At 65.1% G+C, this 25,502-nt stretch carries 21 protein-coding genes and 1 pseudogene; 9 read left to right on the top strand and 13 right to left on the bottom strand.

All coding sequences use genetic code 11. The features are described from left to right. Positions 1-2: 2 nt before the first annotated feature. Positions 3-620, top strand: coding sequence for a WD40 repeat domain-containing protein (locus tag EJ073_RS32615; protein ID WP_245455787.1), 618 nt, complete (start codon positions 3-5; stop codon positions 618-620). 48 nt (positions 621-668) lie between these two features. On the opposite strand, the gene EJ073_RS28480 is transcribed toward EJ073_RS32615, so the two are convergent. Both EJ073_RS28480 and EJ073_RS28475 read right to left on the bottom strand, forming a co-directional pair. Continuing rightward, complete coding sequence (locus tag EJ073_RS28480) at positions 669-2,150, bottom strand: NAD-dependent succinate-semialdehyde dehydrogenase (protein WP_126058543.1); 1,482 nt, start codon at positions 2,148-2,150, stop codon at positions 669-671. 33 nt (positions 2,151-2,183) lie between these two features. Then, a complete protein-coding gene (locus tag EJ073_RS28475) occupies positions 2,184-3,464 on the bottom strand; it encodes a 4-aminobutyrate--2-oxoglutarate transaminase (RefSeq protein ID WP_126058542.1) in 1,281 nt (426 codons plus the stop codon). 181 nt (positions 3,465-3,645) lie between these two features. On the opposite strand from EJ073_RS28475, the gene EJ073_RS28470 reads away from it, so the two are divergent. The 3 genes from EJ073_RS28470 to EJ073_RS28460 all read left to right on the top strand — a co-directional run bounded on the left by EJ073_RS28470 (position 3,646) and on the right by EJ073_RS28460 (position 6,818). After that, the gene (locus EJ073_RS28470) at positions 3,646-4,452 is read left to right on the top strand and encodes a MerR family transcriptional regulator (protein ID WP_126058541.1); all 807 of its coding nucleotides are present in this window, start codon (positions 3,646-3,648) and stop codon (positions 4,450-4,452) included. Between the two features lie 432 nt (positions 4,453-4,884). Next, positions 4,885-5,595 (top strand): WecB/TagA/CpsF family glycosyltransferase, encoded by a 711-nt coding sequence (locus EJ073_RS28465; protein WP_245455400.1) that lies wholly within the window; start codon positions 4,885-4,887, stop codon positions 5,593-5,595. Then, the gene (locus EJ073_RS28460; RefSeq protein WP_126058540.1) at positions 5,592-6,818 is read left to right on the top strand and encodes an NAD(P)/FAD-dependent oxidoreductase; all 1,227 of its coding nucleotides are present in this window, start codon (positions 5,592-5,594) and stop codon (positions 6,816-6,818) included. Before EJ073_RS28465 ends, EJ073_RS28460 begins: the two co-directional genes overlap by 4 nt. A 103-nt stretch (positions 6,819-6,921) precedes the next feature. On the opposite strand, the gene EJ073_RS28455 is transcribed toward EJ073_RS28460, so the two are convergent. Next, positions 6,922-8,055 carry a GNAT family N-acetyltransferase gene (locus tag EJ073_RS28455; protein ID WP_126058539.1) on the bottom strand — a complete coding sequence of 378 codons (1,134 nt, stop codon included), beginning with the start codon at positions 8,053-8,055 and terminating at the stop codon, positions 6,922-6,924. A gap of 294 nt (positions 8,056-8,349) precedes the next feature. On the opposite strand from EJ073_RS28455, the gene EJ073_RS28450 reads away from it, so the two are divergent. Then, a complete protein-coding gene (locus EJ073_RS28450) occupies positions 8,350-9,834 on the top strand; it encodes a hypothetical protein (protein ID WP_126058538.1) in 1,485 nt (494 codons plus the stop codon). Here EJ073_RS28450 and EJ073_RS28445 read toward each other — a convergent pair. Next, positions 9,820-10,914, bottom strand: coding sequence for a glycosyltransferase family 4 protein (locus tag EJ073_RS28445; RefSeq protein ID WP_126058537.1), 1,095 nt, complete (start codon positions 10,912-10,914; stop codon positions 9,820-9,822). The genes EJ073_RS28450 and EJ073_RS28445 overlap by 15 nt on opposite strands. Beyond that, entirely contained in the window at positions 10,911-12,320 is a 1,410-nt protein-coding gene (locus tag EJ073_RS28440; RefSeq protein WP_126058536.1) for a lipopolysaccharide biosynthesis protein, read from the bottom strand. Before EJ073_RS28440 ends, EJ073_RS28445 begins: the two co-directional genes overlap by 4 nt. 90 nt (positions 12,321-12,410) lie before the next feature. Here EJ073_RS28440 and EJ073_RS28435 point away from each other — a divergent pair, with 90 nt between their 5' ends. The 3 genes from EJ073_RS28435 to EJ073_RS28425 are packed head-to-tail and all read left to right on the top strand — an operon-like array spanning position 12,411 to position 17,444. Then, positions 12,411-14,714 carry a GumC family protein gene (locus EJ073_RS28435; RefSeq protein ID WP_245455398.1) on the top strand — a complete coding sequence of 768 codons (2,304 nt, stop codon included), beginning with the start codon at positions 12,411-12,413 and terminating at the stop codon, positions 14,712-14,714. A gap of 3 nt (positions 14,715-14,717) precedes the next feature. Then, positions 14,718-15,854 (top strand): cellulase family glycosylhydrolase, encoded by a 1,137-nt coding sequence (locus EJ073_RS28430; RefSeq protein ID WP_126058535.1) that lies wholly within the window; start codon positions 14,718-14,720, stop codon positions 15,852-15,854. 60 nt (positions 15,855-15,914) lie between these two features. After that, a complete protein-coding gene (locus EJ073_RS28425) occupies positions 15,915-17,444 on the top strand; it encodes a hypothetical protein (RefSeq protein ID WP_126058534.1) in 1,530 nt (509 codons plus the stop codon). A 66-nt stretch (positions 17,445-17,510) separates the two neighbouring features. Here EJ073_RS28425 and EJ073_RS28420 read toward each other — a convergent pair whose 3' ends face one another. Together EJ073_RS28420 and EJ073_RS28415 are read right to left on the bottom strand one after the other, a co-directional pair. Further along, positions 17,511-18,389: a hypothetical protein gene (locus tag EJ073_RS28420; protein ID WP_245455396.1), complete on the bottom strand. Its 879-nt coding sequence runs from the start codon at positions 18,387-18,389 to the stop codon at positions 17,511-17,513. Between the two features lie 267 nt (positions 18,390-18,656). Then, the gene (locus EJ073_RS28415; RefSeq protein WP_126058533.1) at positions 18,657-19,760 is read right to left on the bottom strand and encodes a DJ-1/PfpI family protein; all 1,104 of its coding nucleotides are present in this window, start codon (positions 19,758-19,760) and stop codon (positions 18,657-18,659) included. Between the two features lie 90 nt (positions 19,761-19,850). Here EJ073_RS28415 and EJ073_RS28410 point away from each other — a divergent pair, with 90 nt between their 5' ends. Continuing rightward, positions 19,851-20,783, top strand: a complete 933-nt coding sequence (locus tag EJ073_RS28410) for a GlxA family transcriptional regulator (RefSeq protein ID WP_126058532.1) — start codon at positions 19,851-19,853, stop codon at positions 20,781-20,783. A 13-nt stretch (positions 20,784-20,796) separates the two neighbouring features. On the opposite strand, the gene EJ073_RS32610 is transcribed toward EJ073_RS28410, so the two are convergent. From EJ073_RS32610 to EJ073_RS28385, 6 genes and pseudogenes are all read right to left on the bottom strand, one after another. Next, complete coding sequence (locus EJ073_RS32610; protein WP_245455786.1) at positions 20,797-21,123, bottom strand: hypothetical protein; 327 nt, start codon at positions 21,121-21,123, stop codon at positions 20,797-20,799. Beyond that, the gene (locus EJ073_RS32605) at positions 21,090-21,584 is read right to left on the bottom strand and encodes a GNAT family N-acetyltransferase (protein WP_245455394.1); all 495 of its coding nucleotides are present in this window, start codon (positions 21,582-21,584) and stop codon (positions 21,090-21,092) included. The genes EJ073_RS32610 and EJ073_RS32605 overlap by 34 nt, the downstream gene beginning before the upstream one ends. Positions 21,585-21,630: 46 nt before the next feature. Next, positions 21,631-22,377, bottom strand: a complete 747-nt coding sequence (locus EJ073_RS28400; RefSeq protein ID WP_126058531.1) for an aspartate/glutamate racemase family protein — start codon at positions 22,375-22,377, stop codon at positions 21,631-21,633. An 11-nt stretch (positions 22,378-22,388) separates the two neighbouring features. Beyond that, on the bottom strand, positions 22,389-23,207 hold the full coding sequence (locus EJ073_RS28395) for an ABC transporter permease (protein WP_126058530.1): 819 nt from the start codon (positions 23,205-23,207) through the stop codon (positions 22,389-22,391). A 4-nt stretch (positions 23,208-23,211) separates the two neighbouring features. Then, a pseudogene (locus tag EJ073_RS28390) lies at positions 23,212-24,048 on the bottom strand (ABC transporter permease); the annotation flags it as partial. A gap of 146 nt (positions 24,049-24,194) precedes the next feature. Next, positions 24,195-25,484, bottom strand: coding sequence for a PotD/PotF family extracellular solute-binding protein (locus tag EJ073_RS28385; protein ID WP_126058528.1), 1,290 nt, complete (start codon positions 25,482-25,484; stop codon positions 24,195-24,197). Between the last annotated feature and the right edge of the window lie 18 nt (positions 25,485-25,502).

Below are 25,502 nucleotides of genomic sequence, written 5' to 3'. Positions count from 1 at the left end.
TTGTGGGGCATCAGGATCGCATCACGGCAGCGGCCTTCAGCCCGGACGGTCAACTCGTCGCCACAGGCTCGCTCGACCACACGGCTCGCATTTGGTCGACCACGGACGGAGCAAACGTCGGAACGCTAGTGGGACACACCGGCGCGCTAACGGTCCTCGCCTTCAGCCCCGACGGTCAGTCGCTGCTGACCGGCTCGCGCGATGGAACCGTCCGCATCTGGAGCGTCGCTGGCGGACTGGAAAGTGCCGTTCTAAGGGGCCACGACGGCGCCGTCGACAGCGCCCAGTTCAGTCCTAACGGTTTGTATGTCGTGACCGCGTCCTCCAAAGATCGCACGGTGCGGCTATGGGCGACGCAATCGGGGCGCCAGATTGCCGTCCTTGGCAGCCACGACGAAGCAACCGTTCTACTGGGCTTTACACGCGCAGCTTTCAGTTCCGACGGCGCCCGCGTCGCAATTGTTGCCGGCGAAAAAAGTGTCCGTATCGTTCGTGTCTTCCAGGCGCCCAAGGACCTCATCGACTTCGCCCGGCGCACCGTGCCTCGCGAACTCACCGCTTGCGAGCGGCGAAGCTTCTTCCTGCCTGCGGACCCTGCAACCGGCACCTGTCCGGGCTGACGCCGGCGACCGGTCGGATGTTGTCGCTTGAGTCGGGAGGGTAGCTGCCTACAGATTGCCGATGCAGAGATATTTGATTTCCAGATAGTCGTCCGCGCCGTGGCGGGAGCCCTCGCGGCCGAGGCCGGACTGCTTGATGCCGCCGAAGGGCGCCGCTTCGCTGGAGATCAGGCCGGTGTTGATCCCGACCATGCCGTATTCCAGCGCCTCGGCTACCCGCCAGACCTTCTTCAAGTCGCCGGCGAAGAAATACGCCGCGAGTCCGAATTCGGTGTCGTTCGCCTGCGCGATCACATCCTCGACCGTGTCGAAGCGGAAAAGCGGCGCGACCGGGCCGAACGTCTCCTCGCGCGCCACCTGCATGCCGCTTGTGACACCCGTCAGCACTGTCGGCGAGAAGAACGTGCCGGCGCCTTCGATGCGCTTGCCGCCGGTAAGCACCTTGGCGCCTTTCGACACCGCATCCTCGACATGGCTCTCGACCTTCGCCAACCCCTTGTCGTCGATCAACGGCCCGACCATCACGCCAGCCTCGAAGCCGTCGCCAACCGGCATCGCGGCGACCTTTGCCGCGAGCCTGGCGGCGAAGGCGTCATAGACGCCGGACTGGACGTAGAGGCGGTTGGCGCAGACGCAGGTCTGGCCGGCATTGCGGTACTTGGAGGCGAGCGCGCCTTCGACCGCGGCGTCGAGATCGGCATCGTCGAAGACGATGAACGGCGCATTGCCGCCGAGCTCGAGGCTGACCTTCTTGATCTGGTCAGCGCACTGGCGCATCAGGATGCGGCCGACCTCGGTCGAGCCGGTGAAGCTGATCTTGCGCACCTTGTCGTTGCCGCACAGTTCCTTGCCGATGGCCGGACCATCTTCCCCGACGATGACGTTGAAGACGCCGGCAGGCACGCCGGCCTGCTCGGCGAGGACGGCCAGCGCCAGCGCCGAAAGCGGCGTCTGTTCGGCCGGCTTGGAGACGACCGTGCAGCCGACGGCGAGCGCAGGCGCGACCTTGCGCGCGATCATCGCGGCGGGGAAATTCCATGGCGTGATCGTGCCGACGACGCCGACAGGCTGCTTGATGACGATCATGCGCTTGTCGTTCGACGGTGCCGGGATCGTCTCGCCGTAGACGCGCTTGGCTTCCTCCGCGTACCACTCGACATAGGCTGCGGCGTAGAGGATCTCGCCGCGGGCCTCGGCGAAGGGCTTGCCCATCTCGGCGGTCAGGATGGCCGCCAGCTCGTCGGCGTTGGCGACCATCAGCTCGTGCCACTTGCGCAGGATCGCGGCGCGCTCCTTGGCCGGGCGCGCCGCCCAGGCCGGCTGCGCGGCATGGGCGGCGGCGATGGCGTCCCGCGTCTCGGCGGCACCCATATCGGACAGCGACGCCAGCACCTCGCCGGTTGCCGGGTTCAGCACGTCGAAGGTCCGGGTCGCGTCGCCCGCGGTCCAGACGCCGTCGATGTAGCCGGTGTCGCGCAGGAAGCGCGACGAGAAGGAAACATGCTTGGTCAACGCGGTCGTGAAGGCCATGTCATTTGCTCCGGAAAATGGACGGGGCTCCGGCTAGTTGCCGGCGCTTGCTTCGAGGATCGCGCTCTCCAGAATGTCGAGCGCCTCGCCGAAGACGCTGTCCTGGATGGTGATCGGGGCGAGGAAGCGGATGACGTTGCCATGCACGCCGCAGGTCAGCAGGATCAGGCCCTTATCGAGCGCGATCAGCCGCACCTTGTTGGCGAACTCGGCGCTCGGCAGCTTCGTCGTCCTGTCGTTGAACTCGACCGCGTTCATGAAGCCCGGACCGCGGATATCGACGATCTGCGGCGCCTTCTCGCGCAGCGATTCCAGGCGCTGCTTGAGCCGGTTGCCGAGCTGGTTGGCGCGGCCGCAGAGATCCTCGTCCTCGATGACGTCGAGCACGGCATGGGCGGCCGCGACGCCGATCGGGCTGCCGCCATAGGTGCCGCCCAGCCCGCCCGGTCCCGGCGCGTCCATGATTTCCGCGCGGCCGGTGACGGCGGCAAGCGGGAAACCGCCGGCGAGGCTCTTGGCCATCGTCACCAGATCGGGCGCCACGGCATGATGATCCATCGCAAACATCTTGCCGGTGCGGGCAAAGCCCGTCTGTACTTCATCGGCAATGAGCAAGATGCCATGCTGGTCGCAGAGTTCGCGCAGCGCTTTCATCAGCGAAGCCGGAGCCGGATAGAAGCCGCCCTCGCCCTGCACCGGCTCGATGATGATCGCGGCGACGCGCTGCGGATCGACATCGGCGGCAAATAGCTTCTTCAGCGCCGCCAGCGACTGTTCAGAAGTCACGCCATGGAGATCGATCGGAAACGGCACGTGGAAGACGTCAGCGGGCATGGCGCCGAAGCCGACCTTGTAGGGCACGACCTTGCCGGTCAGAGCCATGCCCATGAAGGTGCGGCCATGGAAGCCGCCGCCGAAGGCGATGACGGCGGAGCGGCCGGTCGCGGCGCGGGCGATCTTGACGGCGTTCTCGACAGCTTCGGCGCCGGTCGTGACGAAGATCGTCTTCTTGGCGAAATCGCCCGGCGTCAGCGCGTTGAGCCGCTCGGCCAGCCGCACGTAGCTTTCATAGGGAACGACCTGGTGGCAGGTGTGGGTGAAATGATCGAGCTGATCCTTCACCGCCGCGATCACGCGCGGATGGCGATGGCCGGTGTTGAGCACGGCGATGCCCGCGGCGAAATCGATGTAGCGGCGGCCCTCCTTGTCCCAGATTTCCGCGTTCTCGGCACGCTCGGCATAGATCTGCGTGGTCATGCCGACGCCGCGGGAAATCGCTGCATTCTTGCGGTCGGTGAGGGTGGTCGCGGCCATCATGCGCTCCTGCGCTCTGGGGTGGGATTTGATATCTTGCATAATTTCTGCAAGACATATACAAACTTCCTACATTTTTTCTGCAAGAATGCAAGCGGTGTTTTCGGCTTCAAACCGCCGCCGTTTTCGGCGATGGTCCTGAACAGGGCTGAGAGACAAACCAACCGGGAATATTCCGCTCATGAGCAATGCCACGCCGGTACGCTACAAGGTGGCGGAGGCGGCGAAATCCGCGGGCGTCTCGGCCTCGACCCTGCGCCTTTGGGAAAGCCAAGGGCTCGTCGTTCCGGGACGGTCGGATACCGGCCACCGGCAATACAGCGCCGAGGATGTGGCGCGGCTGAAGAAGATCGCCTGGTACAGGACCGAGCGCGGCCTCAACCCGGCGGCCATCCGCGAAGCGCTGGAAAGCGAGGCACCGTCCGACAGTGCCGACACCGCGGATACGTCCGACCTCGGCCGCAGGCTGCGCAGCCTTCGCCATGGCGCCGGCAAGACCCTGGACCAGATTGCCGCCGATGTCGGCATCGCCGCCTCCACGCTGTCCACCCTGGAGCGGACATCGCAGGGCGTCAGCTTCAAGACACTGCACGATCTGGCGCAGTATTACGGCACCACCGTTTCGCGCCTTTCCGGCGAGGAGCGGGACGACGTGCCGGCGCTCGTGCGTGCCGGGGCATGGCGCACCTGGCCGGAAACCACCCCCGGCGTGACCGTGCAGCTTCTCGCCGAGGGACGCACGATGATGGACTGCCACCGTTTCGTCCTGGCGCCTGGCGCCGCTAGCGAAGGCGCCTACCGCCACGAAGGCGAGGAGTTCATGCATGTGCTGTCCGGACGCCTGGAACTGGTCTTGGATTCCGACCAGTTCTTCGATCTAGGCCCCGGCGATTCCTTGTATTTCGAAAGCCGCCGCTACCATTCCTGGCGCAATCGCCACGACGGCGAAACCGTCCTGCTGTGGATCAACACCCCGCCGACCTTCTGACTGGGACGAGCCGTTGCCCACGGGCAGCAAGGCCGCCGAAAGGGAGGCAAGCTTCGGCGTCGTCACGGCGAGTGGACGAACGAATCCTCTCCCTTGGCGCCCAAAGCAGAGGCGGACATGCCCTTCGCACCACCGCACTACACGGCTCGGCTGAAGTAGAGAATCGAACGATTGCATAGATTTTTAGTAAAATCCTATGAATTAACTAACGATTAACGAATTGCTTAACTTTCCGCTGCTTTTACCTAGAATATTCGAGGGTGGAATACTTCTCGAATGCGCAGGGCAATGGAAAATCCGAAAAGAGACTTTGAAGGATCTGGACGCCCGTCCAATGCGGATGGGGCGGCAGCCGCGCGCCAGGAATCAGCACCTCTTCCCGAGAAGCTTTCCGCCTTCCCGACCGTTTTGATCGGCGGGCTGCCAATCACGGTGATCGATCGGCGGGAAGCGGCCCATCTGATGATCGCCGCGGCGCGCGGGCATCTGCCCGGCTGCCGTCCCTACTATTTCACGTCAGCCAATGGGGACGTCATCGCCCAGACGCGCGCCAATGCGGAAACGGCCGGGCTCTTTCGCGAGGCCGACCAGATCTTCGCCGACGGTCAGCCGCTCGTTTTCGCTTCACGCCTGCTGTGCGGCGTGCACCTGCCGGAGCGGGTCGCCACCACCGACCTCTTTCACGATGTGGCCAAGCTCGCCGAACGCGAGGGCACGACCTTCTACCTGCTGGGATCGACGGAGGCCGAGAACCGCAACGCCGTTGCCGGCATGAAGGCCAGATATCCCGGCCTGCGCATCGTCGGCAATTCGCATGGCTACCTTGCCGGCGAAACACTCGAACGCAAGCTCCACGAGATCAATGCACTCGCGCCCGATATATTATGGCTGGGCCTCGGCGTTCCGCGCGAGCAGATCTTCGTCCGCGACTTTGCCTCGCGACTTTCGAATGTCGGCGTCATCAAGACCTCGGGCGGGCTATTCGACCATCTTGCCGGCAAGGTGCCGAGGGCGCCGCTTTGGGTCCAGAAAGCCGGTTTCGAATGGCTGTGGCGCGTGCTGATGGAGCCGCGCCGGCTTTTCTGGCGCTATTTCACCACCAGCCCCCAGGCCATCTACGCCATATTGAGGTATTCCAAATGACCGCCGATCAGTCCCGCCCTTCGCTGCCAGCGGGGATCGACACGGAGATCGTCATCGTCGGCGGCGGCCTGTCCGGCACGCTTGCGGCGAACGTGCTCGGCCGTGCCGGCTTTCAGGTCACGCTGGTCGACCGCTATCCCGTCTTTCCCAGGGAATTCCGCGTCGAGAAGATCGCCGGCGACCAGATCGAAAAGTTACGCCGGATCGGCCTTCTGGACAGGCTGGCCAGCGCGGCGGTCGCGTTCGATGAGATCGTTAACATCCGTAAGGGGCGTCTTCTCGACCGCACGCATGCCCGGCACTTCGGCATCTTCTACGACGACCTCGTCGGCGCCATGCGGGCGGAACTGCCCGAAAACGTGCGCTTCATCGCCGGCCGGGTCAACGCTCTGGAGGCGGGAGCGGACCGTCAGCGCGTGTCGATCCTGGGGCAAGGCGACGTCACCGCCAGGCTGCTCGTGCTCGCCACGGGCATGGGCGACATTCTCAAGCGCGACCTTGGCATCGAGCGCCGGTTCGTCCACCAGCGGCAGTCGCTGACCTTCGGCTTCAACATTCGCCCGGCTGGGGACAGCACCTTCAGGCATCCGGCGCTCACCTACTATGGCGAACGGACCTCGGACGGCATCGACTATCTCAACCTGTTCCCGGCCGCCGATGTCACGCGCGCCAATCTGTTTGTCTTCAGGGATCATCGTGACCCCTGGGTAAAGGCCCTGCGCGAGCGGCCCAGGGAAACGCTGATCGACACCCTGCCGGGGCTCGTCAAGGCATTCGGCGATTTCGAGGTCATGGACAAGGTCGAGAGCTGGCTGACCGACATCACCGTCGCCGAGAATTGCGTTAAAGATGGCGTCGTCCTGATCGGCGATGCCTATCAGACATCCTGCCCCGCGGCCGGAACGGGCGTCAGCCGTCTGCTCACCGACGTCGAGCGCCTGTGCAAGGTGCACGTGCCGCAATGGATGGCCTCGCCAGGGATGGCGGCCGCGAAGATCGCGAGCTTCTACGGCGACCCTGCGAAGCGCGCGATGGATGCACGCGGGCTTCATCTGGCGGACTTCCGCCGTAGGCTGACGATCGAGAACGACCTACGCTGGCGCGCATGGCGGCAGCTTCACTTCAGCCGCCGCCGCATCATGCACGGGATCAACAGGCTGAGCCCCAGTTTCGCCGCCAGGCTACGCGGACTGAGCAGGCCGAGACTCGAAGCCGCGACGTGATGCGGGCCGATCCGAGACCGCGAACCACCCCGACCATCCAGCCGGCGCTTTTGTAGACAGTCCGCCGAGCGCGACGCGCTTCAGGTCTTTCGAGCTTCGGGACTCAATTCATCGTCCGCTTGGACCGGCGACACGCGATCGGGGAGGCCTTCTTGCCGTGCAGCACGCGCCGCGCAAGCGCCTTGGCCGCGGGCAGTTTCTCTACCGTCAAATGCGCCGCGTAGCCGAGCGGGCTCCCGGCCCGGAAGATCTGCCACATCGGCGACGGCCGGCCGCCGAAGATGCGCTTGTAGGGTTCGTCGCCGATGGTGAAGTCGAGGGAATGGTCGCCGCGCTCGATGCAGTCGCGCGCGATCTGTTCGAACAGCAGGCTGCCGATCGACTGCTTCCTGTAACCGGCCTCGTCGAAGCCGCCGAGGATGACGAGGAGAGAGCCTTTGTGAGCAAGCCCAAGCGCGCCGGCGATCGCCCTGTCATTCATCCAGAACGTATAGGTGCGCGCGAAGCCGTCGCACCCTTCTGCGGCCACGGCCAGATAGAAATCGAAATAGGATTGCTGCTGCAGCAGGTCGGCAGGGCCGTTGCTGCCGTCGAAACGCTTGCCGCGGTAGATCTTGAGCGCGTCGAATGTTGTGCGGATGGTGTCGATGTTCTGGGCGCATTCGAAGCGCGCCTCCCCCATGCGACCGAGCTGCCGGGATTTCTTGTCGAGTTCCTTGCGGTAGGACTGGTTGAGCTGATGTTCCCGCCAGGAGGCGAATGTCGGCTCCAGCTTGCTGGAATAGGCGCTCATGCCCATGCTTTCGCGCTTGGCTATGCCAAACAGGCGCTCCATGGCCAGCGAGCGATCCGCAAGCTTGCCGATGCGCAGGAGATCATAAGGCCGCAAATGCCTGCGGATCGCGGCGACTGCGCGGCTATCCGCCAGGATGCGCGACAAGGTCTCCTCGGTGGTGACCGGCGACACATAGTCGGAAACGCGCATGTCGGCGAATTCCACGACCTTGAGCAACGTGTATCGGCGCCTGACGAGTGGCAGGACCATGGCGAGCTTGCCGCCCGGCCGGGCGCGCACAACGATGATCAGCGGGGTGGCGGAGCTCTGCCGGACGATCCGCTCATAGAGCTGCGCCAGCCATATGGGGTGCTGAAAGGCCGTCGCCGCCGAGCTGGCGAACAGCTCGACATATTCCGTCGAGCGGAAGTCGAAGGAATCCTCGGCAGTGACTTCAAACATAAGAATCCGAACCGGCAGACAGCGGCCCGATCTATCGACGACGTCTTGCGTTCCGCGTCAAGGCAAATCGCAGGAAAGTTAGAAACTTGGTATATGCAAGAGTTCGGACGCCGGTTGCAAATCTGTCATGCATTCTACGTTCCGCAGGATCGGGCCGGGGCAGTCGAGATTTATTTTCCCGCAAATCACGCTTGCGGATTTCAAGTGTAACCGCAAGGTAAGCTTTTTCCGCCAAGTCATCTGTTTTCGAGTGTCTGCGGCCCGAGCACCAAAATAACCGCGAACGGGAATGACATGGTCTCGATCGACGTGATTGTTCCGCAAATTGCCCCTCGCCGATGGCAAGAGCTCGTCATCGAGCGGCTTCGGGCCGACGGTCATGACGTGGCCGTGTTGCATCAGGCCGAAGCGGCCGCCTGGCCGGCTGCGGCAAAGCTCGCCTTTGCCTTCGAGCAGCGCCTGTTTCGACGGAAAGGGCCCGGCCTCGGCGCTCCGCTTGACAGGCTCGAGGCACGATCCGGCGGCCGGCCCGTCGCGTTGAGGCTGGACCTTGCCGGCAACGCGGCGCTGTCGGATATCCCGACAGTCGGCCTTCGATTTGACGGCTCGGGCTTTGACCTCTCGGCGGCGATAGCGGTCGCGGCCGGCAGGCTGCCAGTGATCGAGGCCGTTCTCAACGGCGAGACGGTGGTGGGCCGGGCTCTGCCGATGGTGGACAGGCGGGAATCGGCGGCGCTTGGCACAGGGGATGTGCTTGCCCGCGCCGTGACTCTGATCGTTTCGATCGCGCGGGCGTTCGCTGAAGGCCGGCCTTTTCAGGGCGAAGGAACGCCTGACGACCGACACCTCAACAAGGCAACGGCGTTTGCCTTCGCCTCCGCCTATCTCGGCTCGGCGCTGCCGCGGCTTGGCCGGGAGGCCATGCGGCGCGTCGGTTATCGCCATGCGCATTGGCGCGTCGGCTACCGCTTCACCGATGCGCCCGGCGTGGCTGAGACAGGCCGGCTCGGGAGCGGCTGGTCGGTCTTGCCGGATCCGGGCGACCATTTCTACGCCGACCCTTTTCCGTTCCAGTGGCAAGGCCGGTCATTCCTCTTCGTCGAGGATTACCCTCATGCGACCGGCAAGGCCGTCATCTCCGTCGTGCCGTTCGATGCCAGCGGCGCCCCCGAGACGCCGAGGGTCGTGCTGGAGGAACCGCACCACCTCTCCTACCCGCAGGTGTTCGAGCGTGACGGCGCGGTCTGGATGCTTCCCGAGGCCAGCGCCGGCGGCAGGCTCACCCTCTATCGCGCCACGGGCTTCCCGGACCGCTGGGCCGCCGAGACGGTGCTGGTCGAAGGCGAGATATCCGACGCGACGCTGCTCGAGCATGGCGGGCAACTTTGGCTGTTCGCGACCGATCGCGACGGTTACGGCAGCACGTCCGACACGCTGGTGGTTTTCAGCGCTCAGGCGCTCTCCGGCCCGTGGACCCCGCATCCCATGAACCCTGTCCTGATCGACCTTCGTATGGCACGCCCAGGCGGAGCTTTCGTTCGCAACCGGGAGGGCCGTATCCTGCTTCCGGTTCAGGACGGAACGCTCGGCTATGGCGGCGGGCTTGGCCTGTCGGAATTGCTGGACCTCGACCAGCAGGCGGTTCGGCTTTCGCAGCCTCGGCCGGTCGATCCGGAAGGCGACTGGCCTTACCCGAAGATCCACACGCTTAACCGCGCCGGCATGCTGGAGGTTATCGACGGGATCGCGGCGGTGCGAAAGCACTCAGGAAAGCAGTAGCGCCTCGTAGCCCGCGCACATCCTCGCCGGCGAATATTTCTGTCCGAGTCGCCGCCCCGCCGCGGAGAGCGTGGCCATCAGTTCCGGCCTGGCGATCATCTCGGCAAGGCCCCCGGCCATGCCGTCGGCATCGGCCTTGACGAAGATCGCCGCCGCTTCGCCATCCTCGGCCGTCAGCACCTCGCGCATCACCGCAAGGTCGTTCGACACCACCGGCAGACCGGAAATCGCCGCTTCGACGCAGGCAAGGCCAAAGGTCTCGGTCATCGACGGAAACGCATAGGCATCGCCGGCCGCGAGGAATTCGAAAATGCGCGCCGTGGGCACTTCGCCGACCAAGTGCAGCCGATCCGCGATGCCCCGGCTCGCGGCAAAATCGACAAGGGCATCCCGCTCCGGTCCGACGCCGGCCAGCGCCACATGGATATCGGGAAGGTGCGCGAGCGCTCCGACAAGCGCGATCTGGTTCTTCATCTGCGTCAGACGCCCCGACGAGACAGCAAGCCATACGTCCCGGGGCAAGCCGAAGCCGGCGCGCGCGGCCACCTTGTTGAAGTCTCCATCTGGTGCGGGGACGCCGTGATCGATGCGCCGGATCCGCCGCCGGTAGGCTTGCGGGTAGCGATCGAACTGCGCTTCCGTCCAGGCCGAGTTGACGACGTTCGCCTGATAAAGCCCCGACATGCCCATCAGCTTGTCGATCTGCGAGAGCAGGCCCATGACCCCTTTGGTCTGCGGCGCGCCGCTCTGGTTGGCAACGATGTGCCGGACTCCGGCCACCCGGGCGCCGATCGTGCCGAAGATGTTGCCGTAGTGCTGATAGGAGATCACCGCGTCCGGCCGCGCCGCGCGCAGATAGGCCGCAAGGCCGATGGCCGCGCGCACCTGTCCGGGCAATCCTTTCGGGCGCCCGGCAAGGATGAAATCCGCATAGGGATCGCCGTCGAAAGCGTCGGTCTTCCGGTACATGAAGACGGTGCGCACATCATGCCCGCGAACCCGCAGGCCTTCACCCACCATGTCGGAAATTCGTTGCGCGCCCGCGGCCTCGGCCTGGGTCTGAACCTGGATGATCTTCACATACGCCCCTTCAGCGCCACGCGGGGAGCGGGCGCCGCCCTCCCCATCGCAAAGCCGAAGATAGATGGGTCGATGCCTATTCTACGCTTGGCGATCGACACCGCAATGGCGGTCCATGCGATGACGGTGCCAGCGATGCTGACCGCCGCGCCGATCGGCCCGAAGAAGTAGGTCGTCACGGCGGTCGCGCCGAGCCCCAGCGCGTTGACGATGACCAGCACCTTGAACAGCGCATGCTGGAGGCCGGTCAGTTGCAGCAGGACTTCGATCGGGCCGCAAGCCGTGCCGAACGTCGCGCCGATGCCGAAGATGACAAGCGTGGCGCGCATGGCGGGCGTGGCATAGGCCGGATTGAACATCGACAGGATGAAGCCGCCCAGGATCCAGAATGCCGCGAGCACGCACAGCGCGATCGCGAAGCTGCCAAGCGCGGCGAGGCTGGTGATGCGCTGAACATGCGCCCTGTCGCCGCTGTAGAAGGCGCTGGAGATCTGCGGCGCGAGCGCCTGGTTGATGCCGTTGAGCGCAAGCGCCACGAACCGTGTCGTCCGGTCGGCGACGAAGATCGCGCCGGCGGCCTCGGGCCCGAGGATCATGGCCACGAGCAGGGTGCTGACCTGCCCGAGCGCCGGCGGCAGCGAGGTGACGCCCCACAGGCCAAGCGTCACCGTCCTGAATTCCTGCTTCTGTCCTTCGCTCAGGGGGCCACGTTCGGCGCGCGCCGTGTCGCGCACCAGAGCCACGGTTTGCGGAACGACCGAAAGGACGAGCAGCAGGGCGGTCAGCCAGGTCGCCTCGACCGCGCTCATCTCGACGCGCATGGAATGGCAGACGAAAAGGATACCGATCGTCGCCGCGCGCCAGATGATATCGCGCGGCAAAAGGCCGGATATCAGCGCGTTCTTGGCCCGGAAGGCGCCGGAGGTGAACTCCGACCAGCCGAGCGAGAAGGACAAGACCGCGGCGGCCAGGCACAGCGAGAACCATTCCGGCGTGCCCTTGCCGATGAACGGCAGGAATCCGACCAGGAGGATGAGCAGGCTGGAGCCTATAAGCCCCGCCAGCGCCACGAGAATGGCGCGCGCCATCATGCCGTGAGCGGAGTTGAGATCGCCAAGCCCGACATATTGCGGCCAGAACCTGAGCACGGTGCTCTGCTGTCCGACCGAGGCGAAGAAGGACACCAGGCTGGCGCCGGCATAGGTCGCGCTGTAAAGGCCGAACTGCCGTCCGTCCATCACCATGGCGACGGCCACGAACATCAGGAAGGACAGGCCCGCGCTGGCAAGCTTGATGATGCCGGCCACCGCGCCGCTCTTGGCGAGCGCCACGATGGGCATGCGCATGCCGGCCCCGGGGCTGGCGCTCCCGGCCACGGCGTCGCGATCGGCTTGATTCTCACTCAACGTCGGCCCCTGTAGCAATCAACTGGCCTAACCCCCGCGGCAGGCGAGCCGACGCTGAAACCTGCCCCTGAATAGAGCAAAAGCCGGCAATTGCGCCAGCGCGAACGCTCTGCATGGTTACTGTTACCGCGAAATGAATCGCGTAAGCACCTCAGTAACCTTAACGAAAGGCTAACGTTAATCCTGAATACTGGACCGTGTAGAGTGGCGTCGGTACGCCGGCTCTGCAGGGGAAAGGTAATGAAGCCAGCCAGGATCGACGATCGCGCTCTTCCGCCATTGTTCGATATCGGACCGTTGTGGGCCATTCTTTGGGGGCGCCGACTGCTGGTGCTTGCCTTCACCGGCGCGGCGCTGCTTCTGGCGGTGCTCTACCTTGCCGTGACCAGTCCCAGCTACACCGCGACCGCCTCGATCCTGATCGATCCGCGCGACGCGCGCGCGACCAACTTCAACAACGTCCTTCCGGGCATCGGGGCCGACAGCGCAGCCATCGCGAGCCAGGTCTTCGTCATCGAATCGCAGGACCTGCTGGGCACCGTCTTCGACAGCCAGAAGCTCCGGAACGATCCCGAATTCTCGTCCCGCGGCCTGATATCGCGCGTCATGTCCCTGTTCGGCGGAGGTACCCCGCAGGACGCGGCCTTCAAGCGTTTCCAGAAGGCGGTATCGGTCGAGCGCGAAGGGCTGACCTATGTCATCAACGTCTCCTTCACCTCGCCGTCGCCGGAGAAGGCGGCCCGCATCGCCAACGCCATCGTCGACCGTTACAAGGCGAGCCTGGCCGGCGAGCGGGAAACCGCCAATGACGATGTGAATTCCCTTCTCAACGACAGGATCAAAGGCCTGCAGAAGGACGTCAGCGACGCCGAGCGCGCGGTCGAGGATTTCAAATCGCAGCACAGGATCGTTGACCCGACCGATGGCGGCACGCTGCAATCGCAGCTCGACCAGCTGACGACGCAGCTGATTGCCGCGCAGGGCGATGCCGACAAGGCCAAGGACAGATACAATCAGGCCTTGGCAGCTGGCACCTCCGCTGCCGGCCTGGCCAAGCTGTCGGAAATACTCTCCTCCAACGCGGCCGCCAATCTGCGCGACGATTACAACCAGCGCGCCACCGAGCTCGCAAATCTGGAAACCATGTACGGGCCGCGCCATCCGGCGATCGGCCGGCTGAGGTCCGAACTGGACCGCATCAACCGGCTTATGGCCGGTGAGGCGATGCGGATCAGGCAGCAGCTGAAGGCCAATTACGATCTCGCCGTCCAGAATGCCGGAAAGCTGCAGGACAAGCTCGAAGCCCTGCGCCAGCAGTCCCAGGACTCGAGCCTGGCGCAGGTGCAGTTAAGGCAACTCGATTCGAAAGCTCAGGCCGCCCGCACCGTGCTCGACGACTTCCTGAAACGCGCGCAGGAAACATCGCAGTTGCAGGGCGTCCAGACGTCCGAGGCACGCACCATCGGTGCCGCCGCGCCGCCGCTGCAGCCGACCTGGCCAAAGCCGGCCCTGCTGCTGCCGGTGAGCGTCTTTCTCGGCCTCATGGCCGGATGCGGCCTCGCGCTGATGCTGGGCCCGGTCGGTCGGCCGGAGGATGATCCGTCGAGCCAATGGCGGGACGCTCCGCAGGCGGTCGATCCAGCCAAGGATGGCCCGCAGGCCAAGCCCCGATCGTTGCCCGTGCCGGCCGATTTCGGCGAATACCGCTTGCCCGGGGTCGCCGGGGGCGCGGCGCTTGCAAATATCAAGGCGATGAGGAAGTCGCTGTTCGAGACCGGCAACGAAACACTGTCGCTGGCCGTGCTGAGACTGATGCGGCAGATCCTCGGACGCCTGAGCGACCACCCCAAACCCTTTGTGTTGCTGGTGTCCTCGATGCAAAGCAGCGCCGAGGCACGGCTCGCCGGCGCGATGGTCGGGATCGGCCTGCAGCGAGCCGAACAGAATGTGCTCGTGGTTGAAGTCGGAGACCTGCCGCATCGCGCCGGGTACGGCTCCGGCCTGTTCATCGACGGCGCCAGCGGCCTGCGTACGGTTGCAGCCGGTGGGGCGGCCGGACAGGGTCAGCAATCGCGCGATCGCAACAGCTTGCGCAGCATTCTTGCCGAAGCCGGCAACGCCTTCGATTTCGTGCTCGTGGTCGCCCCATCGCTTGGCGAAGAAGGTTGGGACCCGGAGCTTTTTGCCAAGGCCGATCTCACGCTGTTCGCGTTGAACCGGTCCGAAAGGGCATCCGACGCCGCCGATCTGATCGAGCGGCATCTCGGCGCTGGCCAGGTCGAACGCAGCGCCACGCTGGTGATCGCGCAGGACAGCGCCCAGCCCGGCAAGACCCCGCACGACGTCCCGTCGAAGGCCGGCGACTGGCGCCGCGGCGCCGTTGCGAGGACCTGATCCATGCGGGCGCCGGAGCAGGCTTTGCCGGCGCTGTCGCGGCGGCGTGCGCTTGCCCTGACCGGCGGCGCACTGCTTACAGCCTTGCCTTTTTCCGTCTCCGCCACGCTGCCGGCGGCGAACAAGCGCGCCGTTCCCTCGCATGGCTTCAACCTCCCCGGATGGTTCGAACGAGAAGGCGGGAGCGCCCCTACCCCGGCCGTTCTGGAGAAGCTTCGTCAAACTGGGTTCGAAACGATCCGGTTGCCGGTGAATGGCGATCTCGTCGCGGATGGCAACAGGGCGGCATTACGCGCCATTCAGCGTGGCGTGGCCGAGCTTGTCGGGCTGGGCTTCGCGGTGCTGGTGGACATGCATCCTTCGGGTGATCTGCGCGCCGCGTTCGAGCGCGATCCGGCAAGCGCGGCCGAACGCGTGGTTCAAGCCTGGACGGCGCTCCGCGTCGTCATTGCCGACCTGCCGGAGGACTCGGTCTATCCGGAGCTGCTCAACGAACCGCCGATGGAGCGGAGCGACTGGCTCGCGCTGCGCGAACACCTTGCCGCAACCTTGCGCGCCAAATGTCCGCTGCACGCGATGGTCTGGGGGCCGGCGCGCTTCCAGGGCATTTGGGAGATCGGCGACACCCCGCCGCTGGCCGACGACAGGCAGATCGCCGCCATCCACTACTACGCGCCTATGGCCTTCACGCATCAATGCGAGACCTGGGATCGATCGCCGCTCGCCCGTCTCGCCAACCTGCCCTTTCCTGCGACGAAGGACTCGCCGCCGGTCCGGGCGCTTGTCTCCAAACTCCAGGCGGCGGGCGACGAGGAGGCTGCCTCCCTTCTGGAGCAGGAACTGTCGAGGCCGTGGGGCGAAGCGCGGATTGCGTCGGACTTCGCCGGGCTCGGCCGCTGGTCGGCGGCCCAGCACTGCCCGGTCATGCTGAACGAGTTCGGCGTGCTCAATTTCTGCGTCGATGCCGACAGCCGCGCGCGCTGGGTTCGCGCCGTGCGCAGGGCGGCCGAGGCCAACCAGATCGGCTGGTCCCATTGGGAGCTCGACCAGGGCTTCGGCTTCATCGCCAACAGGCAGAGCGCGGAAGGGTTCGACAGCTCGATGATCGCCGCCCTGCTGGGCAGCGACGGCGAGGACTGACATGGACAAGGCTCAGCACATCCGGGCGCCGATGCCTGCGACGGTCAAGGCCGACCGGCAATGAGCGTCACCGGGACATATCCGCCGGTCGGCCTGGACGCGTCGAGCTTTGAGGCGCCGCGCGGCGACGCGCTGCTGCATGTCTGCGTGTCGCTTACCCTCGTTGCCTTGACGGTTTCGGCCTTTGCCGTCTGGACGCCGTTCGGCATCGCGGCGACCTTCCTGCTGACGCTGATCGTGGCCAACGCCATGCCCGCGGGCGTCCCCGTCCTGATCATCTGCGCCTTCCTCTACCAGAACCTCGTGGTGACCTGGTACACCCCTTACATCCCCGACAACGATACGTTCGACGCGCTGCGCGGCACCAACTTCGTCATCCTGATGACCGCCTTCTGCATCTTCCTTGCCGCGTCGTTCCAGCAGCGCGTGCGCGCCCTGACCGAATTGCGCTTCTGGCTGCTGCTGAGCATCGTTCTGTGCGGGACGATCTGTTTCTATCTTGCTTTGGGGATCGTGCACGGCCAGCCCAAGGATGCGGTCGTTTATTTCCGCAACACGATCACGCCGCTCGCCTGCTTCCACATCGCGGTTCTCGCCGCCAGCCTCTATCCGGTCGACCTGCGCAAGAGCATGTTCTGGCTCGGCGCCGGCGCCGTCATCTACGGCTATGTGGAGCTGACCTTCACGATGGATTTCCTCAGCCTGTTCCATGGCGACCTCTACATCCAGCGCAACATCGCCCGGCAAATCGAGACCGGCGTCTGGGAGAAGTCGCTCAAGGAAACGGGCTTCGTTTTCCGTGGCCTGCAGGACGTGATGACGACGACCTTCTTCAACACGCCGTTCTTCAACGACATCCTGCCCAGTGTCTTCCGCATCGGCGGCCCGAATTTCCATTCGATCAGCTACGCCTACGCGCTCAGCATCATCTCGGCCTGGCTCCTGTTCAGGGGCCGCTGGCTGCTGCCCATCGCCGCCCTACCGCTGCTTCTGGTCATCGGCTCCAAGGGCGCCACGTTCCTTTTGCTCATCGCACTCGCCATGCGCATCATCTACCGCCCTCCCCGCGCCCGCCTGACGCTCGCGGTCGCCCTGGCTCTGGCAGCAGCCTGGACGACGGCCGCGATCGCCTATGGCGCCACGCATGGCGACTACCACGTGCTTGGCCTGACCGCCGGTTTGCGCGACTTCCTGGCCAACCCGCTTGGGCAAGGATTGGGATTTGGCGGCAATTTGTCGAGCACCAGCCTCAATCTCAGCTGGGCGACCGCCCAGGCCGAGGGCGTCGCCTCGGTTCCCGTCGAGAGCGCCGTCGGCGTCATGCTCTACCAGATGGGCGTGGGCAGCTTCATCTTCTTCGGCTTCCTGGCGGCGCTCGCCGTGGCCGCCCGGCGGCAGCTGATCGAGACCGGCGACCCGGATTTCCTGTTCGCCTTTGTCGGCATCGTCACCATCTCGGCCAATGCCGTGCTGCAGGAAGAGGCGTTCTACTCTCCGCTCGCGCTCAGCTTCTGCCTGCTGCTCGTCGGTGTCTCGCTCGGAACGCACTGGCGCGAGGTAGCGGCGGCAAGGGCCAGGCCGCAGGACTGAACTTTCGGGAGCACAAAGGCAATGCCGACGAAAGACGGCGCTGCTGACCTGTCGTCGCCCTCTGGTTCAGGGGCCGAATATCACCAGTTCGGTGAATGTCAGGTCACCGGGCGAAGGCGGTTTCGGCCCTTTGAAATATTTCAGCCCCTTGTTCGCGAAGTAGCGGCCGAACAGGCCTGCGATCGGCCCGTTCGCATCGGCTAGGCAGAGCAGGATTCCGTGTCGCAGGAGAAAGCGTCCCAGCGCGCCGGCGCCGCGGCTCAGATCCGCGAGCGAACGGCAATAAACGATTTGGGCGCACGGGATCAGGCCGTGCAGGATGCGGCGCGGCATCAGCACCAGCGGGTATGCCGCCCCGTCGCGAATGCAGACGAATGACAGGCAGCCCAGCGCGGCATGATCCTCGAGGATGGATCTCTCGCTGTCCGACAGCATCGCCATTTCGGCGAGGTCGGAGCGGACCTCGAGCACGCGGCATGACGGCTGCGCCGAACTCAAGGCCGGCAGGAAGGCGAACTGGCCGCTGGCGAAGAGGCGAAAGCCGAGCGCCTTGTTGGCATTCAACGTCGAAGGCGCCGGCGAAATGTTGGTGTAGGTCACATCCCGTCGCCTGAGCACCGGCCAGATCAGCTTCATGGCATAGGGGCGGAATGCCTTATCCACCGACCAGCTTGAGATGTTGCAGCGGATTTCATCGCCCTCCCGGCCCGGGTAGCGGGAATAGAGGGTGAGCACGACCCCGACGATCCGGCCGGAACTCTCCAGGGCGAAACCGTATCGCGGACAGTCGTCGATCGCGGGCCGTTGCGACAGACGGGTCAGCGCATGTTCCCAGTACCTGCGGCGACGCATCGGAAAGCCCCTGCGGAGGCAGCCGATCACGCCATCCCAATCGCCCTCGCGAATTGGTCGACAGCTGAGATCGGAGGGAAGTGCGCCATCCATAATCGACTCGGGAATACTACCAAACTAGCTGGATAGCATCACGTTCGTACTTATGCTACTTGGCAAAAATTAACAATCTCTGCGCCTTAAAAGGTAATTCTGTAGTCGTTTCTGAAATACAACCTTGCACAACCATCGGCTTTTGGTCACGCAAGGACACGGCATCCCGTACGGGCCACGGCTTGCCAGGCCGAAGCGCCACGGCCCTTCCGCGTCGCCGCCGGCGGCTGTTCGAAGTCCGAGGCTTTGACCATGGCGCCAGCGCCTTTATTGCGAAGCTCCCTGCTTCGGATATTCGAGCTGCATGGCGACGAAATCCTTCGTGCCGGTGCCGTAGCGGTCGGCGATGTTCCGCAGCGTCTGGTCCAGCGCCTCGACCGGTGGCTGATGCTCGAAGCTGGCGATCCGCCGTTCCGAAGGCCAAGAGGCGGCCACCTGGTCGGGCAGGAAGCGTATGCCGTTGCGGCTCGTGATGGCTTCATTCGTCCCGGAAACCGTCACGGCGCGCGAACGGTAGGTGCGCGACCACGCATCCGCGACAAGGGCGAGCGACACCTCGTCCATGCCCGGCGTCAGTTCCAGACCCATTTGCTCGTGATCCCAGAAGGCAAGCGTGCTGCGAATCGCCGTCAACGCGAAGGGGCGCGTGAACTTGAAGGCGGCGCTGGCATGGCGCGCATCCCAGCCGGTCAGTCCAAGCTCAGTCGCGACGGCTTCGGCCTTCTGCCTGCCGGCAATGGCCTCAATCAGGGTCAGCATCATCGGCATCGACGCAGTGATCCCGGTCGTCGTCGCCACACCCTGGTCGACCACGAAGCGCCGGTCGGCGACATAGCGGATCGAGGGATGCCGATCGCGAAGCCCGCCCACGGAGTACCAATGCGTGGTCGCCCGCTTGCCGTCGAGCAACCCGCTGGCGCCGACGACCTTGGCTCCGGCGCAGATGCCGATGACGATGGCGCCCTTGGCCGACTGGCGCCTTATCCATTCAAGCACCGCAGGATCGTCGTCGCGGCTCATCGCCGGAACGATGACGTAGTCGGCGCCTTGCGGATGCCGCGCATCGAACGCCGCCACCGTCGCGTCCGGCTCCACCGTCATCACATCGGCCACATCGGCGCGCTTCAGGATGCCGTAGGGCATCAGATAGTCGGTGGTTTCGGTGGCGTCATTGATGCCGATGATGGCGACCAGCGGCCGCTGCCGCTTCGGCCCCAGCGCCGCTATCGTGGCGTCCGCCTCTTGCCGGCCGATCGCCGGCGCGGCGATGGCTTCGGGTGTCGGCGGCAGCGACAACAGCCATCCCGCGCCGAGAGCCAGGAAAAGCACAAAGATACCCAGCCCGCCCCACAAGACAGTCCGCAAGCGCATGGTGGATCCTCTGCTCGACCGAAGAGGTTGACCGAAAGTGTAAAGGCGCTAGGCTTTGGCCGAAATGACATAAATCGTGCGAAAACTGCCATGCAACGGACAGTCGCGATCGTTATCCACCCGGGCTTCCAGTTGCTCGATGCCGCGGGGCCGACGGCCGCCTTCGAGATCGCCGGGCGTTTCGCCCCCGGAAGCTACGAGCTGGCGATGCTGGCTCCGGGCGGCGGCGAGGTCGAAAGCTCGTCGGGCGTCCGCCTCACCACGGCGCCTCTGCGCGACGGGCGCTTCGACACGGTCATCATTTCCGGCGGCGAGATCGTGCGCTCCCTGGCTGCCGCCGAACAGATCGCCGCCTGGCTGAAGCGCGTCGGCGCGCGGCGGATCGCCAGCGTCTGCTCGGGCGCCTACCTGCTCGCGGAAGCGGGGCTGCTCAACGGCCGCCGCGCCACCACGCATTGGGCAAGCACGGACGATTTCGCCCGCCGCTATCCGAGGATCAGCGTCGATGCGGACCGCATCTTCGTTCACGATGGCGATGTCTGGACCTCGGCCGGCATTTCCGCCGGCATCGACCTCGCGCTCGCCCTCATCGAGGACGATCTCGGCCAGGATGTCGCGCGCCGCACGGCGCAGCAGCTTGTCGTCCACCAGCGCAGGTCCGGCCAGTCGCAGTTTTCCTCGCTGGTGGAGCTCGGCGGCCGCACCGGCCGCTTCGCCGATTTGATTGAGTGGATGCGGGACCATCTCGCCGAGCCGCTGACGGTCGAGGTTCTCGCCGACCGCGCAGCCATGAGCCCGCGCCACTTCGCCCGTGCCTTCACTGGAGAAACGGGAACTACGCCTGCCAAGGCCGTGGAGCGGCTGCGCCTGGAAACCGCCCGAACCGCGGTGGAGACCAGCTCCGCCTCTCTCGATCGCATCGCCGCCGCCACCGGTTTCGGCGATCCCGGCCGCATGCGCCGCGCCTTCATGCGCGGCTTCGGCCAGCCGCCCCAGGCGCTGCGGCGCTCGGCGCGGCGATAGCGGCCGCCCCGCGTCAGCCCAGCTCGAGCGTGGTTATGCCGAAGACCCTGGCTTGCGCGTTTGCCGGCACGCCTCCCCGATACATCCGGGTCGTGCTGAAGCCGGGCGACAGGCCGGCGGCCCGAAGCGCTGCGGTGAAATCCGCATTGGCCACCGGCACGTCGATGTGCAGCGTGCCCCTCATCATGTCGGCCAGCGCAGCCAGCAGCCGCAGCGCGGTCTCGGTATCGTCGGCGAACAGCGGCCCGACCTTGAAACCTTCCCGGCACTGACGCGCCACGCCGTAGCCGCAAATCCGGCCGGCTTTCATGGCCAGCAAGGCAACGCGCGGCGGCTGCAGCCATCCTTCGAGAAAAGCCGGCCGTGGCGCCGGGAAACAGCCGCGGTCATAGGCGAGGACGTCGGCAAGCCGATCGGGCGTCGGTGGCCGGATGTCGCCGCCCCGGGCAGACCCACGGCATGGCCGCTGTAGCGGAGCGTCTCGTAGACGGGCTGAAATCCCATGCGCCGGTAGTTGGGCTGCTGCTCGACGACACCGTCGAGGCCGATCGTGCGATTGCCGAGCCGCGCCATGCCGGCGTCCCAGACCGCCCTGCCATGCCCCTCGCCGCGCCGGTCGGGACGGCAGATATAGAGGCCGATGAAGCCGAAGCGGTCGCCATAGGCAACCGCCGAGATGCCGGCCACCATCTCGCCGTCGACGAAGGCGCCGATGAAACCTTCGGGATCTGCCGCCTGGAACACGGCGGCATCGCCAAAGCCTGGATTCCAGCCTTCGCCCGCGGCCCAGTCGACAAGCATTTCCACCTCTTGTGAGGCGAGCAAGCGGATTGTTCTCGGCATCGTATCACTCGGCGGCGACGTCACCCGGGGCGAAGGATTTCAGAACGCCACGATAGGGCTTTGCCAGCGGGTTTGCATAGGCGCCGCGTTTGGATGTTGACAGGCCAAGCGCAATCAGCGCCTCGGCTTGCTTGATCGCGGCGCCGACGCCGTCGATGACCGGCAGGCCGAAGTCCCGCTGCAACTCGGCCGCAAGGTCGGCCATGCCGGCGCAACCGAGTACGATCGCCTCGGCGCGATCCCGCTCGATCGCACGCGCGATCTCGTCACGCAGCTTGACGATGGCGCCTGATGCCGGGTCTTCCAGCGCCAGGACCGGAATGTCGGCGGCGCGCACGCGGGCCCGCGCGGCCATGCCGTAGCGCCGCACCAACTCCTCGACCGGCACGCGTGAGCGTTCGGTGGTGGTCACCACGCTGAAGCGCTGAGCAATGAAGGAGGCGAGGCTGAGCGCCGCCTCACAGATGCCGATGACCGGGATGTTCGCCATGGCGCGCGCCGCGTCCAGTCCGGTGTCGTCAAAACAGGCGATGATCGCCGCCTGCGCGCCGGCGCGCTCGCCGGCGGCGATCTCGACCAGCAGGCCGGGCACCGCAAGTGCCTCGTCATAATAGCCCTCTATAGACACAGGCCCCATCGACGAAGTGACGGCGAAGATCTCCGTCGAGGCGCTGGCAACGGAGCGGGCGGCCGCTGCGACGGTTTCGGTCATGCTGGCGGTCGTGTTCGGGTTCACCACGAGAATCTGCACGTTGGCTCCGTTCAGGCTCGCGCCCGGCGGCGGCCGACATAGACGATCGCGCCGAGCGTCAGCAGGATCACCAGGAAAGAGAACACGGTCGTCACCGTGCCAAGCGCATAGAGCACCGGCGTCGTTACATTCGTCGTCATGCCATAGATCTCGAGCGGCAGCGTGTTGAAGGTGCCCGACGTCATCAGCGTGCGGGCGAACTCGTCATAGGAGAGTGTGAAGCCAAACAGGCCGACGCCGATCAGGCTGGGCGCGATCATCGGCAGAACCACATGCGCGAAGGTCTGCCAGGCGGTGGCGCCAAGGTCGCGAGCGGCCTCCTCATAGGCCGGCGAGAACCGGTTGAAGACGGCGAACATGATCAGCACGCCGAAGGGCAAGGTCCAGGTCAGATGCGCGCCGAAGGCCGAGGTGTACCAGGCCGGACGAAAGCCGATCTGCTGGAAGACGACACCGATGCCGAGGCTGATGATGATCGACGGCACGACCAGGCTGGCGACGGCGAGATAGAACAGCGCCGTGGCGCCGCGGAACTTGCGGCGGAAGGCAAGCCCGGCGAGCAGTGAGACGATGACGGTCACCGCCATCACCATCAGGCCGAGCGCCAGCGAACGCCTGAAGCTGCCGCCGAAATCGCCCACCGCCTGCTTCTCGAACAGGGTGGCGAACCAGTGCAGCGAGACGCCGTTGAGCGGAAAGGTCAGGCCGCCATTCTCACCCTGGAAGGACAGGATCAGGATCGCCGACAGCGGCCCGTAGAGGAACAGCACGAACAGAGCGAAGAAGGCCGCCAGCCCGTAGAATTCGAGAGTGCGCTTCTCGCGGTTCATCGCCTCAGAGCTCCTTGCGGATGTCGACGATGCGCAGGATGCCGGCGACCATCAGGAGCACCAGCACCAGAAGCACGACCGCGTTGGCGGCGGCGGCCGGATATTGCAGAAGCGACATCTGGTTCTTCATCATCAGCGCGACGGAGGCGCTCTGTCCGCCCGACATCACCTGCACGGTGGAAAAATCGGCCATCACAAGCGTGACGACAAAGATGGTGCCGATCGCCATGCCGGGCTTCGCGAGTGGGATGACGACATTCCACAGGATCTGCCAGCCGGAAGCGCCGGCGTCGCGCGCGGCCTCGAACAGCGAGCGGTCGATGCGCATCAGCGTGTTGAAGATCGGCGTCACCATGAACAGCGTGTAGAGATGCACCATGGCGAGCACGACGGCGAATTCGGAATAGAGCAGCCATTCGATCGGCCTCGGTACCAGCCCCAGATGCACCAGCGTCGAGTTGACCAGGCCGTTGCGGCCGAGCACCGGAATCCACGAGATCATGCGGATGATGTTGGAGGTCAGGAACGGCACGGTGCAGACCAGGAACAGCACCATCTGCATGGCCGTGGTGCGGATGTGGAAGGCGAGGAAATAGGCGACCCAGAAGCCGATGAAGAGCGTCAACGCCCAGACGATGGCAGTGTATTTCAGCGTGTTGAGATAGGTCTTCCAGGTGACCCAGGAACCGAGCACGTCGGAATAGTTGGTCGTCAGGAAATCCGGATACATCGCCGCGAAGTCGTAGTCCCAGAAGCTGACGACGACGATCATCAGGATCGGCAGCAGCAGGAACGCGCCGAGGATCAGCGCGAGCGGCGTCGCCTGCAGATAGGGCGCGATCACGCCGATCGAGAACCGGCGGCGCCTGGCGGGCTTGGCCGCGGCCATTGCAGGGCGTTCGAGCGCGACTGTCATGCGTGATATCCGACGAGCGGTTGTGTTTGCGGATGACGGCGGCGTCGCCGCCGTCATCCGCGATCAGTGCATCACGCCGCGATGAACTCGTTCCAGCGCTTCACCATGTAGCGGTCCTCGTCCATCACCGAGTTCCAGCAGGCAACCTTGCCCATGCGCTCGACGAAGGAACCGCCGTCACGCACCGCGCCAGCCTTCTCCATCACCTTGCCGTCCGGCGCGACGATGTCGCCCTTTGCCGGCTTGCCCTCGACCCAGAAGCCCCATTCATCCTCGGACATGAACTGCTTGGCCGTGTCCATGGCGGCGGAATAGTAGCCCTGGCGGTTGAGATAGGCGCCGACCCAACCGGACAGGTACCAGTTGATGTATTCATAGGCCGCGTCGAGCTCGGCGCCCTTGAGATGCGCCGCGAGGCCGAGGCCGCCGCCCCACGAGCGATAGCCTTCCTTGAGCGGCTGATATTTGCAGGCGATGCCCTTGGAGCGCACCGCTGCCACCGCCGGCGACCACATCGACTGGATCACCACTTCGCCGGACGCCATCAGGTTGACGCTCTCGTCGAAGGATTTCCAGAAGGCGCGGAACTGACCGTCCTGCTTGGCCTTGATCAGGAAATCGATCGTCTTGTCGATCTCCTCCTTGGTCATGTTGCCCTTGTCTGCATATTTGATGTTGCCCATGGCTTCCATGATCATGGCCGCATCCATGATGCCGATCGACGGGATGTTGAGGATGGCGGCCTTGCCCTTGAAAGCCGGATCCATGATGTCGGCCCAGGTGGTGATGTCGCGGCCGACGAGGTCGGGGCGGATGCCCAGCGTGTCGGCATTGTAGATGGTCGGAACCATCGTCATCCACTGGGTCGGTTCCTTGGCGAAGGCCTTGGAATCCTGCGCCTCCACGAAGCCGACCGTGTGTGGTGCCGTGCCTTGCGCGATCACGCTGTCGGGCGTCAGCTTGCCGGTGATGAACAGCGGCACGATCTTGTCGTAATATTTCAGCTTCTTGACGTCCATCGGCTGCATGACGCCGGTCGGATATACCTTCTTGGCGATCCAGTATTCGATGTCTGCGATGTCGTAGCTGTCGGGCTGTGTCACCGCGCGCTGCGCGGCGGCATCGGAATCGGTCGCCGTCATCTCCAGCGTGATGCCGAGATCCGCCTTACACTTTTCGGCGATGGCATTGAGGTTAGACACGCCGGTACCGAACTGGCGCAGCGTGATGTTCGACTGCGCCCAGATGGTCGGGAAGCCGGTGATGACGCCGGAGCCGGCGGCAAGGCCGACCGCCGCTGCGCCCGTCTTGAGCAGCGAGCGGCGGGAAATGCCTGTCTTCTTGTCGGTTGTGTTGGTCATTGTCAGTTCCCCTTTTGG

Origin of the sequence: Mesorhizobium sp. M4B.F.Ca.ET.058.02.1.1, from assembly GCF_003952505.1 — a bacterium.
Taxonomy (GTDB): Bacteria; Pseudomonadota; Alphaproteobacteria; order Rhizobiales; family Rhizobiaceae; genus Mesorhizobium.
This window is presented reverse-complemented; position numbering and strand designations above follow the sequence as displayed.

Coding starts and splice junctions, on each gene's coding strand:
- EJ073_RS28480 (WP_126058543.1), bottom strand. CDS start 2,150: ATGGCCTTCACGACCGCGTTGACCAAGCATGTTTCCTTCTCGTCGCGC.
- EJ073_RS28475 (WP_126058542.1), bottom strand. CDS start 3,464: ATGGCCGCGACCACCCTCACCGACCGCAAGAATGCAGCGATTTCCCGC.
- EJ073_RS28470 (WP_126058541.1), top strand. CDS start 3,646: ATGAGCAATGCCACGCCGGTACGCTACAAGGTGGCGGAGGCGGCGAAA.
- EJ073_RS28460 (WP_126058540.1), top strand. CDS start 5,592: ATGACCGCCGATCAGTCCCGCCCTTCGCTGCCAGCGGGGATCGACACG.
- EJ073_RS28455 (WP_126058539.1), bottom strand. CDS start 8,055: ATGTTTGAAGTCACTGCCGAGGATTCCTTCGACTTCCGCTCGACGGAA.
- EJ073_RS28450 (WP_126058538.1), top strand. CDS start 8,350: ATGGTCTCGATCGACGTGATTGTTCCGCAAATTGCCCCTCGCCGATGG.
- EJ073_RS28430 (WP_126058535.1), top strand. CDS start 14,718: ATGCGGGCGCCGGAGCAGGCTTTGCCGGCGCTGTCGCGGCGGCGTGCG.
- EJ073_RS28425 (WP_126058534.1), top strand. CDS start 15,915: ATGAGCGTCACCGGGACATATCCGCCGGTCGGCCTGGACGCGTCGAGC.
- EJ073_RS28420 (WP_245455396.1), bottom strand. CDS start 18,389: ATGGATGGCGCACTTCCCTCCGATCTCAGCTGTCGACCAATTCGCGAG.
- EJ073_RS28415 (WP_126058533.1), bottom strand. CDS start 19,760: ATGCGCTTGCGGACTGTCTTGTGGGGCGGGCTGGGTATCTTTGTGCTT.
- EJ073_RS28410 (WP_126058532.1), top strand. CDS start 19,851: ATGCAACGGACAGTCGCGATCGTTATCCACCCGGGCTTCCAGTTGCTC.
- EJ073_RS32605 (WP_245455394.1), bottom strand. CDS start 21,584: ATGCTTGTCGACTGGGCCGCGGGCGAAGGCTGGAATCCAGGCTTTGGC.
- EJ073_RS28395 (WP_126058530.1), bottom strand. CDS start 23,207: ATGAACCGCGAGAAGCGCACTCTCGAATTCTACGGGCTGGCGGCCTTC.
- EJ073_RS28385 (WP_126058528.1), bottom strand. CDS start 25,484: ATGACCAACACAACCGACAAGAAGACAGGCATTTCCCGCCGCTCGCTG.